This window comes from Thalassospira lucentensis MCCC 1A00383 = DSM 14000 (genome assembly GCF_000421265.1).
Taxonomy (GTDB): Bacteria; Pseudomonadota; Alphaproteobacteria; order Rhodospirillales; family Thalassospiraceae; genus Thalassospira; species Thalassospira lucentensis.
Genome location: NZ_ATWN01000012.1, coordinates 125,954 through 138,734, shown reverse-complemented (window position 1 = coordinate 138,734; position 12,781 = coordinate 125,954). Strand labels below are relative to the sequence as shown.

Sequence of the window (12,781 nt, the reverse complement as noted above, 5' to 3'; positions counted from 1 at the left end):
GCCTCTGGCTCTGAAGACAGTGCGATCGCCCTTGATATCGATGCGGGTCTGACGGATTCCAGTGAGACGCTTACAGTCACGATCTCCGGCGTTCCAGATGGTGCAACCTTGTCTGCGGGTACGGATAATGGTGATGGCACCTGGACACTTGGATCGGACGATCTGGAAGGTCTGACGATTACCCCGGCCGACGACTTCAGCGGTTCGTTTGATCTTGGTGTGACGGCTCAGTCTGCGGATGGTGAAGATGTTGCCGATGTTAGCGGTAACATCACAGTTGATGTTGCCGGTGTGGCAGATGCGCCAACGCTTGAGACGTCGAACGCTTCTGGCAATGAAGACAGCGCGATCGCACTTGATATCGATGCTGGCCTTACCGACAGCTCCGAGGTTCTGACGATCACCATCTCTGGCGTGCCGGACGGCGCGACTTTGTCGGCTGGTACCGATAATGGCGATGGCACGTGGACGCTATCGTCTGGTGACCTTGAAGGTCTGACGATCACACCTGCTGATGACTTCTCTGGAAGCTTTGACTTGGGCGTCATTGCCCAGTCTGTGGATGGTGAAAACGTTGCCAATGTTAGCGATACCATCACAGTTGATGTAGCTGGTGTTGCGGATGCGCCGACACTTGATGTGGCGGATGCGTCTGGTACTGAAGATTCGGCGATTGCGCTTGACATTGATGCCGGTCTTACCGACAGCTCCGAAACATTAACCGTAACCATCTCCGGTGTTCCGGACGGTGCAAGCTTGTCTGCGGGTACGGATAATGGCGATGGCACCTGGACACTTGGATCGGACGATCTGGAAGGTCTGACGATTACCCCGGCCGACGACTTCAGCGGTTCGTTTGATCTTGGTGTGACCGCACAGTCGGCAGATGGTGAAGATGTTGCGACGACCTCTGGGTCGATCACAGTTGATGTCGCCAGTGTTGCCGACGCGCCAACACTTGATGTTATGGATGCTTCTGGCAATGAAGACAGCGCGATCGCGCTCAACATCGACGCAGGTCTGACCGATAGTTCAGAAACCTTGACGATCACGATCTCTGGTGTTCCGGATGGCGCTACGCTGTCTGCTGGTACCGATAACGGGGATGGTACTTGGACCTTGTCGTCGGATGATCTTGCTGGGCTCTCGGTTACACCCCCTTCTGATTATAGTGGTAGTTTCGATCTTCAAATTACAGCGAGCACACAAGACGGCGTTGATATCGCAAGTGTTTCTGACACAGTGATGGTGGATGTGATTGGCGATGCTGATCTGCCTACACTTGAAGTTTCGAACGCCAGCGGTTCGGAAGACAGCGCCATTGCGCTTGATATTGACGCCGGGCTAACAGATTCCAGCGAGACACTTACAGTCACGATCTCTGGCGTTCCGGATGGTGCGACCCTGTCGGCTGGCACCGATAATGGCGATGGTACGTGGACGCTATCGTCGGGTGATTTGAATGGTCTGACAATTACGCCTGCGGACGACTTTAGCGGCTCGTTTGATCTTGGTGTGACGGCTCAGTCGGCTGATGGCGAAGATATTGCGACGACCTCTGGGTCAATCACGGTTGATGTAGCTGGTGTCGCCGATGCGCCGACGCTGAATGTGGCGGATGCGTCTGGCAACGAAGATTCTGCCATTGCACTGGATATCGACGCAGGCCTTACCGATAGCTCGGAAGTTCTGACGGTGACCATCTCTGGCGTACCGGATGGTGCGACTTTGTCGGCTGGTACCGATAATGGCGATGGCACATGGACACTTGGATCGGATGATCTTGAAGGTCTGACGATTACCCCGGCCGACGACTTCAGCGGTTCGTTCGACCTTGGTGTGACGGCGCAGTCTGCCGACGGTGAAGATGTTGCGACGACCAGTGGTTCGATCACAGTTGATGTTGCCGGTGTGGCTGACGCGCCAACCCTTGAGACGTCGAACGCTTCTGGCAATGAAGACAGCGCGATCGCACTTGATATCGATGCTGGCCTGACAGATTCCAGTGAAGTTCTCACTGTGACGATCTCCGGTGTTCCGGATGGTGCGATCCTGTCGGCGGGTACGGATAATGGGGATGGCACATGGACTCTTTCGTCTGGTGACCTTGAAGGTCTGACGATTACCCCTGCGGATGATTATTCGGGATCATTCGATCTGAGTGTGACAGTGACCTCGGCCGACAGCGAAGATACTGCGAGTGTCACCGATGTCATCACGGTTGATATTGCCGGTGTTGCCGATACGCCGACCCTTGATGTGATTGACGCGTCTGGTGATGAAGATAGCAGCATCGCGCTTGATATCGACGCAGGTCTAAGCGATGCGTCGGAAGTTCTTTCCGTCACGATTTCTGGCGTTCCAGATGGTGCGAGCCTGTCGGCTGGTGCCGATAATGGGGATGGCACCTGGACTTTGTCGGCTGGCGATCTTGATGGTTTGACGATCAAACCGGCAGATGACTATAGCGGATCGTTTGATCTGAGTGTGACGGTGACCTCGACCGATGGCGACGATACCGCGAGTGTCTCGGACACCATCACGGTGGATGTTGCCGGCGTTGCCGATGCGCCGACAGTTGAAGCAAGTGACGCGTCTGGTGATGAAGATACCAACATTGAACTTGATATCGACGCAGGGCTAAGTGACGCGTCCGAAGTTCTGTCCGTTACGATTTCTGGCGTTCCGGATGGGGCAACTCTGTCGGCTGGTAGCAATAATGGTGATGGGACCTGGACGCTGTCGGCTGGTGATCTTGATGGTTTGACGATCAAACCGGCAGATGACTTTAGTGGATCATTTGATCTGACTGTGACGGTGACTTCGACCGATGGTGATGATACCGCAAGTGTTTCAGATACCATCACAGTGGATGTTGAGGGTGTTGCCGACACGCCAACCCTTGAGGTGTCGGATGCCAGCGGTGACGAAGGTAACAGCGTTGCACTGGATATCGATGCCGCCGTGACCGATAGCAGCGAAACGCTGAGCATTACCATTAGTGGCGTGCCGTCGGGGGCAACTTTGTCTGCCGGGACCAACAACGGTGATGGCACATGGACCCTGACGTCCGCGCAATTGGTTGGCCTGACGATTGCCGCGGCCAGTGACTATTCCGGCACGTTTGAGCTCAATGTTTCTGTGCAGTCGCGCGATGGTGATGACACCGCAACGACCACCGCCATTCTTGACGTCACGATTGAAGAAATGGTTGCTGCGGATGAAGTTGTCTGGGGCTCTGATTCGAATGATAACATCGAAACCGGATCGGGCAATGACACCATCGGTTCTGGTGGCGGTCATGACACGATTTCAACCAATGCCGGCAATGACACGATCTGGGCCGGGAATGGCAATGATGTAATCTATGCTGGTGACGGTGACGATAGTGTCACCGGCGACGGTGGTGACGATTACATTGATGCCGGTGCTGGCAATGATACCGTTCACGGTGGTGAAGGCGAAAATACGATCTATGGCGGATCGGGGAACAACTACATCACTGGCGGCAGCGATGACGACAGTATCTATGCCAGCGACGGTGACAACATCATCTATGCCAACGAGGGTAATAACCATATTGAAACCGGTGCAGGCAATGACAGCCTGTATGCCGGGAGTGGTGACGACACAATCCTTGGGGGCGATGGCGACAACTACGTCAGCGCAGGCGAGGGTGAAAATTACATAGCAACCGGGTCTGGCAATGATCGCATTACGTCAGGAAGTGACGACGACACGATCATTGGTGGGGACGGCAACAACGAAATAACCGCTGGCGAAGGCAAAAACACCATCTGGGCGGGGTCTGGTAACGATACCATCAGCACCGGTTCGGAAAATGACAAAATTTATGCCGGAGATGGCAACAATACGATTTCCGCGGGTGGTGGGAATAACATCATCGAAACAGGCAGCGGTAACGACAGCATCACCGCAAGCGGCGGCAATGATACGGTCAATGCTGGCGATGGGAATGACAATATCGATGTTGGCGACGGGAGAAACAAAGTCTGGGGTGAGGGTGGTGACGACTCCATCCATGGCACTTGGGGCAATGACAGCTTCTTTGGCGGCGATGGGAACGACATTCTTGTTGCCGACGGCGGCGATAACTATTTCGACGGCGGGGCGGATAACGACACGCTGACCGGCGGATGGGGCAAGGACACCTTCTATGGCGGCTCAGGCGACGATACGCTGAGCAGTGGCGGGGGTGATGACAAGCTGTATGGCGATGAAGGTGACGACACTCTTCTGGGCGGTGCAGGCAGGGATACCCTTGATGGTGGCGATGGTAATGACACACTGTTTGGCGGGGATGACGACGACACCCTGATCGGCGGCATAGGCGACGATACGCTTTATGGCGACGGTGGGTCGGATCTGTTCATCTTTAACATGGGCGAAGGCAATGACTATGTTGATGGTGGAGCCAATGGATGGACCACGGACACCATCGAATTGAACGGCATAGGTGGCGGCAAAATCGACTCGAGTGACTGGACCCTGATCCTTGATGAAGGTGAAATCACCGATTCGAAAAAGCACCATCTGGAACTTTCTACCGATTCGTCGGGAACTATCGTCTTTTCGGACGGTTCTGAGTTGACATTCTCCAACGTCGAACGTATCGAATGGTGACGAATTCGCATTTCGGGTGCCGTCGGGACAAAATCCCGACGGCATTGCCGGTTTTCTGGGGACCAACACCTTGTCACGAGTTGACAGCATGGGTGTGAAGTCCTATACAGCGGACCTCGAATTTTATCGGATTACCTTATTTAGAACGGAGTAAGTGCAGTGAAGCGCACCTACCAGCCTAGCAATCTCGTACGGAAACGCCGCCACGGCTTCCGTTCCCGCAGCGCGACCGTCGGTGGCCGCCGTGTGCTTACCGCACGCCGCGCCAAGGGCCGCAAGCGTCTGTCGGCCTAATGTTGTGACCATTTCGGTGGAACGCCTTAAAAAGCGTACGGAATTCCTCCGTGTTGCGGGCACCCGCCGAAAATGGGTTACACAGGGATTGATCCTGCAGGGCGCACCACGCCCGGGGATCAAACCGGATACAGAATACGCCGGTGAAGACCTGCTCGTACGAGTAGGCTTTACTGTCACCAAAAAGGTGGGAAAGGCCGTCGTCCGCAATCGCGTTCGGCGGCGTTTGCGTGCTGTGGCAGAGCAATTGATGGCTGAACTCGCATTGCCCGGTTGGGATTATGTTGTGATCGGTCGTAACCAAACCATTGATAGGCCTTTTGAAAAGCTGGTTGATGATATGCGGTTTGCCCTGCGCCGAGTCCCTGATGCAAAGCCGTCTCCGGCCGATTCTCGTCGTCCCCGTAAGGGCGGCGGCGCAAAGAAGCCCGGCGGTTCGACAAAGGCAGGAGGTCCTGCGACATGAACTCTTCGAGTCCATCCCCCGGTCCCCTTGCACGTCTTCTTCAAATCGCAGTTCGCGGTTACCAGCTCTTTTTATCGCCTTATATCGGGTGGTCTTGCCGTTATCAGCCGACCTGTTCGGCTTTCATGATGGAAGCATTGGCCCGTCATGGGGCAATAAAAGGCGGCTGGATGGGATTTAAACGGATAATGCGTTGCCATCCATGGGGTGGTCATGGTTATGATCCGGTGCCCGAATGTGGCTGCGAACAAAACAAAGCGTCGTCGGATGGTGAAAACCGATCCCCGGCGCTTTCGTCATGTAAATAGAATAATCGGTCGGTTGATGCTGGCTGAGAAAAGCGGAAAGAAGCGATGAACGAACAACGTAACCTATGGGTCGCAATTGCATCGGCAGTTGTGATTCTCATCGGTTGGCAATTCTTCTTCGCGCCCGAGCCTGGTCCTCAGGTTCGTGAAGCGCAAGTTCGCGAACAGCTTGATGCAAGTGGTAGTAATCCGCCGGAGGCATCCACCGGTGGGCCAAGTGTCCCGGGGGGGCAGCCTGCTGTCCCGACCGTTAATCGGGATGATGCACTGGCGAAATCACCACGTATCGCAATTGATACGGCGCGCGTCGAAGGTTCGATACGTCTTATCGGCGGTGTGATTGATGATATCCAGCTTCAGGATTATCACGAAACCGAAGAACCCGACAGCCCGCTGATCCATGTTTTGAACCCGACCGGCAGCAATGATGCCTATTTCGCGGAGTTCGGCTGGGTCGGTACGGGCAAGGATGTTGTTCTGCCCAGCAGCGAAACCCGCTGGAGCGCAAGTGGCGACACCCTGACGGTTGATAACCCGATTACGCTAAGTTGGGATAACGGTGCCGGCCTGACCTTCAAACGCGAAATTTCCATCGATCAGAATTATCTGTTCACCGTTAATCAGTCAGTGGTTAATAACAGCGGTAGCGAAGTTACCCTGCATCCTTACGGCTTGATTTCGCGCAAGAACAAGCCGCAGACCGCAGGGTTTTATATCCTGCATGAAGGCCCGCTTGGCGTGATCGACGGGACTTTGACCGAGATCGATTATGATGATCTTGCCGATGATGGTGCGGTTGAAAAGAAAACCACCGGCGGCTGGCTTGGCATCACCGATAAATATTGGCTGGTTGCGCTGGCACCTTCCTCGGACGAGGAAATGACCACGCGTTTCAGCCACCATTTTGCTGAAAATACGGACAAGTATCAGACCGATTATCTTGGTGCAGCTCGCACGGTTGCCAATGGCAGCGAAGCAAAGGCGGAAACCCGTCTGTTTGCGGGTGCCAAGGAAGTAACCCTGCTTGATACTTATGCCGAGGACTACGGCATCACCAATTTCGATCTCGCGATTGATTTTGGCTGGTTCTACTTCCTGACCAAGCCGTTCTTCCTTGTTCTACAGTGGATGTATCATCTTGTTGGTAACTTCGGTGTTGCCATTTTGCTGATCACAGTCGCCGTTAAGGCAGTCATGTTCCCGTTGGCGAATAAATCGTACAAATCCATGAGTGCGATGAAAAAGCTGCAGCCGCAGATCACTGAAATGCGCGAGCAGTTCAAGGATGACCGCCAACGTCAGCAACAGGAAATGATGGCGCTGTACAAGCGTGAGAAAATCAATCCTGCCTCGGGTTGTTTGCCAATTATTGTACAGATCCCGGTGTTCTTTGCACTGTACAAGGTTCTGTTTGTGAGCATTGAGATGCGCCACGCGCCGTTCTTTGGCTGGATTCAGGATTTGTCTGCTCCGGATCCGACGTCTTTGTTCAACCTGTTTGGTCTGATCCCGTTTGATCCGCCGCAGATGTTGATGATTGGTGTCTGGCCGCTGATCATGGGTCTTACCATGTTCCTGCAGCAGAAACTCAACCCGGCGCCTGCCGATCCGACCCAGGCAAAGATCATGATGTTCTTGCCGCTGATCTTTACCTTCATGCTGGCAAGCTTCCCGGCTGGTCTTGTGATCTATTGGGCCTGGAACAACACGCTGTCGATCATTCAGCAGCGCTACATCATGTATAAGATGGGGATTTAATCCCCATCTACCCTTTCTGGGTTGATCTTCCCTTCGGGGAAGATCCCCGGAACATGGGGAAGGAAGAACGATGACAGACGAAAACCTGCCGTCGGTAACGTCAATACCGACATACAAAGCACCGCAAATTGAAGCCGGGCGGAAACTTTTTTCCCGCCCGGTTACCTTTCTTTTGGGTGTCGCCCAGCTTGAGCAATTGCCGCCTGAAGACAAAACTGAAATCTGTTTTGCCGGACGGTCCAATGTTGGTAAATCGAGCCTGATCAACGCGATCACGGGCCGTAAGGACATTGCCCGTACGTCCAACACACCAGGCCGGACGCAGCAGCTTAACTATTTTGATCTTGATGGTGCGTGCCATGTTGTCGATTTGCCGGGCTATGGCTTTGCGCAAGCCCCAAAAGACATCGTTGATACGTGGCAAAACCTGATCAAGCAGTATCTGCGTGGTCGGGTAACCCTGCGGCGTGTCTTCGTGTTGATCGATTCACGGCATGGCTTTATGAAAGCCGACCTCGACATGATGAAGGTGCTTGATGAAAGTGCCGTGACCTATCAGGTTGTGCTGACCAAGGCTGATAAGCTAAAAAAGGGACAGCTCGAAAAACGTATCAAGGAAGTGGTCAACGCACTGGTTAAGCATCCAGCGGCCTTGCCAAAAATCTTTGCGACGTCGAGTGAAAAGAATACCGGACTGGCCGAATTGCGCGCTGAAATTGCGTCGCTGCTGTAAAATTGCCGGTCTGATGCGTTAATATCCTGATGCGTTAATATGGGGAAGAGTAGGATGAACGAAGAAATCCGTTCTGAAGAAGATCAATCGGAATCCAGCGCATACCGGACGTTGGCCCGTGCGAAGGTCCTATCCGAAGCTCTTCCCTATATGCGTCGCTTTAACGGTCAGACGATTGTGATTAAATACGGCGGTCACGCAATGGGTGACCCCGAACTGGCGCGTTTGTTTGCGCAGGATGTGGTGCTTTTAAAGCAGGTCGGCATGAACCCGATTGTGGTGCATGGCGGGGGGCCGCAGATTGGCCAGATGCTTAAGCAGCTTAATATCCAGTCGGAATTTGTTGATGGTCTTCGGGTGACCGATCAACAGACCATCGATGTTGTCGAAATGGTTCTGGCCGGGAAAATCAACAAGGAAATCGTTTCAAACATCAATGCCGCTGGCGGCGTTGCTGTTGGTCTGTGCGGTAAGGATGCCAATCTTATCACCGCGCGTAAACTAACGCGGACCAAACGTGATCCTGAAAGCAATATCGAAAAAGTGCTCGATCTTGGCTTTGTCGGCGAACCGGTCAAAGTGGACCCGCATGTGCTTGATTGCTTTATCAATACCGACATTATTCCGGTTATTTCGCCCATTGGTGTTGGCGAAGACGGTCAGACATACAATATTAATGCGGATACCGCCGCCGGCGCAATTGCCAAGGCGGTCGGTGCAAGCCGTTTGTATATGCTGACGGATGTAAAAGGTATACTTGATGGAGACAAGAACCTTGTTCGGGACGCCACCATTGACCATATCAATGAGATGATCGCGGACGGGACCATTCAAGGCGGCATGATACCTAAAACTGAAACCTGCATGGATGCAGTGCAGAACGGGGTTGAAGCGTCTGTAATTGTTGATGGTCGTGCGCCGCATGCGGTCTTGCTGGAGCTGTTTACAGAACGTGGTGCAGGCACGATGATCCGGGCGCGTGAGTAGTCCGGAAAGATTCCACCACTTTAGTATAGTTTTTGCTGGGTAAATCTGGCCCTGCGGGATGAATTAGGATAACTTGGTGCGGAATTTGATGCGAAATCATCATAACCCATTGAGATTTTTTTATAAAATTACCCGGAGCAACCGTTGTGCCGACGACGGAAGAACAGATATCTCGTCATTGGGGGTATGCCGACGCAACCCTGAAAGCTCTGCGTGATCGCGGTTTGCGCCCAACACCCGAACTTTATCATGTGTGGTTCATTTATTTTGCTGCGGAAAACCCGGAAATATTGCGGGTTATTGATGCGGTAAATGCCAGCGGTGATGATCTCGCCGAAGATACCCTTCTGCAGCTATACTATCGGTATATCTTTGACCGTCAGGCCGCCGATTTCCTTCAGCGCGGAATGGAAGATTTTTCGCAGGTTGTCGAAAACAGTGACGAATGCCTGACGTCGGCGCGAAACAATATCCGAAGTTATGGTGAACTGCTGAAAAGTTCGTTGGGGACCCTTCGCGCGCACAAGGACGTCGGGCCGGTTGTGGGCGAGATTGTTGACCAGACCGAAGAAATGAAATCCACCATCGACAACCTTCATGTGCGGTTGGACGGATATCTTAACCGCGTTGTTTTGCTTCAGCGCGAACTTGAGCAAACCCGCGAACGGTCTTACACAGATGGCCTGACCCGCGTTTCAAATCGCATGTATTTCGAAGAACAGTTGTCCCAGCTTGCCAAGGAATATGACAGCAGCCAAGACGCCGAGCCGTTTTGTGTGATGATGGTGGATCTTGATCAGTTCAAGTCCATCAATGACCGGTTTGGTCATCGGATCGGCGACGAAATTCTGGTTTTGATCGCATCGATGCTTAAGGCCAACATCAAGGGTCGGGATATTGTCGCGCGTTATGGCGGCGATGAATTCGCGATTTTGCTTCCGCAAACCTCGCTTGATGATGCGATGGAAGTTGCCGCCGATATGAGTAAACGCATCGCCGCACGTGAGATCAAGGCAAAGAATTCCGGGGCCTCATATGGCCACATGACGGTTTCAGTCGGTGCGGCGGAATATGTTGCCCATGAAGGCGGGGCAAAACTGATTGATCGTGCAGACAGTGCGCTGTACCGCGCAAAAAAGGATGGTCGCAACCGTCACTTTGCTGCCGAGTAAGACATCGTTCTACTGTAAATGTGCCCAAAGGGCGTTGTTTTGCGCGTCTTGTGCATGTGTGCCATGAACGGCGCAGGCTTGCATTAAACAGTGCAAAAGCGTATGTAACCAGCGCCCGACAAGGTGATTGACCTTGCCGGGCGCTCCGCACTTGCCCTTCAGTGAGGGACATTGTGGAATATTTCCCGAACCTGAGATTGATCGCAAAATGTCGAGCATCAAAGAGCCACGCGTCGTTACATTTGGATGTCGTTTGAACACCTATGAATCCGAGGTGATGCGCGACCATGCCAAAAATGCGGGACTTGATGATGCGATCATTATCAATACATGTGCGGTCACGACCGAGGCAGAACGTCAGGCGCGACAAAGCATCCGTCGCCTGCGTCGTGAAAACCCGGACGCCAAGATTTTTGTGACCGGCTGTGCGGTTCAGGTCAACCCGGACAAATTCGCCAAGATGGGCGAGATCGACCGTATTTTTGGCAACGATGCCAAGATGAAGGCCGAAACATTCCTGATGCCCGACCACGAACGTGTTGTCGTTAACGACATCATGTCGGTCGAGGAAACCGCAAGTCACCTTGTTTCCGGGTTTGAAGGCCGTGCGCGCGCCTTTGTGCAGGTCCAAAACGGTTGTGATCATCGTTGTACGTTTTGCATCATCCCGTTTGGCCGTGGGAATTCCCGCAGTGTGCCGATGGGCGAGATCGTTAGTCAGGTGCGCGAACTTGTGGCTAACGGATATGGCGAAGTTGTTCTGACCGGTGTTGATATTACGTCCTATGGTCATGATTTACCGGGCAAACCAACCTTGGGCCAGATGTCACGTCGGTTGCTGGCACAGGTGCCTGAACTGCCGCGTCTGCGCATTTCATCGATTGACCCGGTCGAGGTTGATGAGGATTTATTCCGTTTGATCGAAACTGAACCGCGTCTGATGCCCCATATGCATATCAGTTTGCAGGCGGGTGATGACATGGTTCTCAAACGCATGAAACGTCGTCATTTACGTCAGGACGTAGTGGATTTTTGCCAAAAAGTCCGTGATCTGCGATCTGATGTGACGTTTGGCGCCGATATTATTGCCGGTTTCCCAACCGAAACCGACGAGATGGCTGAAAATACGCTGCGTCTTGTTGACGAATGCGGCCTGATTTACCTGCATGTCTTCCCGTATTCCTCTAGGCCTGGCACACCGGCGGCAAAAATGCCCCAGGTGCGAAAAGACATTCGTAAGGATCGTGCGGCTGCTTTGCGTGCCGCAGGGGATATTCAACTCAACACATTTTTGAAGTCACGCATCGGCATGATCGAGAATGTCTTGGTTGAAAAGGAAAATACCGGCCATACGGAGCATTTTGCTCCCGTTATGCTTGATCGCGTGATAGAAGCGGGCACGATAGCCAAGGCCAAAGTAACCGGCCTTGAAGATGGAAAATTGATAGCGGAGCTTACGGGATGAGTGAAGAGGGGAAGACAAGCTGGTTTGCCCGGTTAAAAAACGGGCTGAAACGCTCCTCCTCAAAGCTGACCACCGGGATTGCCGACATCTTCACCAAGCGCCGTCTTGATGATGATGCGCTTGAAGAATTTGAAGATCTTCTGATTACATCGGACCTTGGGGTTACAACCGCAGCCAAGCTGAGCGCGGAACTGGCCAAAACCCGGTTCGACAAAGAAGTCGATTCTGCTGAAATTCAGCAATTCATCGCCGACGAAGTTGCCAAAATCCTGGAGCCGGTGGCAAAGCCACTGGTGATTGATCCGACAAAGAAACCCCATGTGATTTTGGTGGTTGGTGTTAATGGATCGGGCAAAACCACTACAATCGGCAAGCTTGCAAAAACATATAAGGATCAGGGCTTAAAGGTCATGATGGCGGCTGGCGACACATTCCGTGCAGCCGCGGTCGAGCAGCTTAAAGTCTGGGGTGAACGCACCGATTGCCCGGTGATTGCGCGGGATACAGGGGCGGATGCCGCCGGTCTTGCCTTTGATGCGATTGATCAGGCAAAGCGCGAAGGCTATGACGTGTTGTTGGTTGATACTGCCGGTCGCCTGCAAAATAAGGCGCATCTGATGGACGAGCTTAAAAAGATCGTCCGGGTGATCACCAAGCGCGATGAAACGGCACCGCATGATACGCTTCTGGTGCTTGATGCCACCACCGGCCAAAACGCCCATTCACAGGTCGAAACATTTTCCCAGGCGACAAATGTTAGCGGTCTGATTGTCACCAAGCTTGATGGAACCGCCAAAGGGGGCGTTGTTGTCGCGCTGGCCGAAAAATTCGGCAAGCCGGTGCATGCGATTGGTGTTGGTGAAGCCGCCGAAGACTTACGCCCGTTCGAAGCCAGATCGTTTGCGCGCAGTTTGGCGGGGCTCGAAGACTAGTTTTGCTTTTGCATTTTTAATG

The 12,781-nt window shown here is 53.2% G+C and carries 10 protein-coding genes; all 10 read left to right on the top strand.

Going from position 1 to position 12,781, the window contains the following annotated elements; all coding sequences use genetic code 11:
- Positions 1 to 4,644: beta strand repeat-containing protein (locus tag K355_RS24650; protein ID WP_022734144.1), on the top strand; the 4,644-nt coding region annotated here is incomplete at its 5' end.
- 159 nt (positions 4,645 to 4,803) lie between these two features.
- The gene (gene rpmH, locus K355_RS24645) at positions 4,804 to 4,938 is read left to right on the top strand and encodes a 50S ribosomal protein L34 (protein WP_033369208.1); all 135 of its coding nucleotides are present in this window, start codon (positions 4,804 to 4,806) and stop codon (positions 4,936 to 4,938) included.
- A 4-nt stretch (positions 4,939 to 4,942) separates the two neighbouring features.
- Positions 4,943 to 5,404 (top strand): ribonuclease P protein component, encoded by a 462-nt coding sequence (rnpA, locus tag K355_RS0121010; RefSeq protein WP_022734143.1) that lies wholly within the window; start codon positions 4,943 to 4,945, stop codon positions 5,402 to 5,404.
- Entirely contained in the window at positions 5,401 to 5,712 is a 312-nt protein-coding gene (yidD, locus tag K355_RS0121005; RefSeq protein ID WP_022734142.1) for a membrane protein insertion efficiency factor YidD, read from the top strand. The genes rnpA and yidD overlap by 4 nt, the downstream gene beginning before the upstream one ends.
- Before the next feature lie 45 nt (positions 5,713 to 5,757).
- Complete coding sequence (gene yidC / locus K355_RS0121000; RefSeq protein ID WP_022734141.1) at positions 5,758 to 7,470, top strand: membrane protein insertase YidC; 1,713 nt, start codon at positions 5,758 to 5,760, stop codon at positions 7,468 to 7,470.
- A 70-nt stretch (positions 7,471 to 7,540) separates the two neighbouring features.
- Entirely contained in the window at positions 7,541 to 8,203 is a 663-nt protein-coding gene (yihA, locus tag K355_RS0120995; protein ID WP_022734140.1) for a ribosome biogenesis GTP-binding protein YihA/YsxC, read from the top strand.
- A 54-nt stretch (positions 8,204 to 8,257) separates the two neighbouring features.
- Positions 8,258 to 9,190, top strand: coding sequence for an acetylglutamate kinase (gene argB, locus K355_RS0120990; RefSeq protein WP_022734139.1), 933 nt, complete (start codon positions 8,258 to 8,260; stop codon positions 9,188 to 9,190).
- 146 nt (positions 9,191 to 9,336) lie between these two features.
- Complete coding sequence (locus K355_RS0120985; protein ID WP_022734138.1) at positions 9,337 to 10,362, top strand: GGDEF domain-containing protein; 1,026 nt, start codon at positions 9,337 to 9,339, stop codon at positions 10,360 to 10,362.
- 208 nt (positions 10,363 to 10,570) lie between these two features.
- A complete protein-coding gene (mtaB, locus tag K355_RS0120980; protein ID WP_022734137.1) occupies positions 10,571 to 11,827 on the top strand; it encodes a tRNA (N(6)-L-threonylcarbamoyladenosine(37)-C(2))-methylthiotransferase MtaB in 1,257 nt (418 codons plus the stop codon).
- On the top strand, positions 11,824 to 12,759 hold the full coding sequence (gene ftsY, locus K355_RS0120975) for a signal recognition particle-docking protein FtsY (RefSeq protein WP_022734136.1): 936 nt from the start codon (positions 11,824 to 11,826) through the stop codon (positions 12,757 to 12,759). The genes mtaB and ftsY overlap by 4 nt, the downstream gene beginning before the upstream one ends.
- Positions 12,760 to 12,781 lie beyond the last annotated feature (22 nt).

Bases quoted from the DNA above. Each gene is read 5' to 3' on its own strand.
- yidD (WP_022734142.1), top strand. From the start codon at position 5,401: ATGAACTCTTCGAGTCCATCCCCCGGTCCCCTTGCACGTCTTCTTCAA.
- yidC (WP_022734141.1), top strand. From the start codon at position 5,758: ATGAACGAACAACGTAACCTATGGGTCGCAATTGCATCGGCAGTTGTG.
- yihA (WP_022734140.1), top strand. From the start codon at position 7,541: ATGACAGACGAAAACCTGCCGTCGGTAACGTCAATACCGACATACAAA.
- argB (WP_022734139.1), top strand. From the start codon at position 8,258: ATGAACGAAGAAATCCGTTCTGAAGAAGATCAATCGGAATCCAGCGCA.
- mtaB (WP_022734137.1), top strand. From the start codon at position 10,571: ATGTCGAGCATCAAAGAGCCACGCGTCGTTACATTTGGATGTCGTTTG.
- ftsY (WP_022734136.1), top strand. From the start codon at position 11,824: ATGAGTGAAGAGGGGAAGACAAGCTGGTTTGCCCGGTTAAAAAACGGG.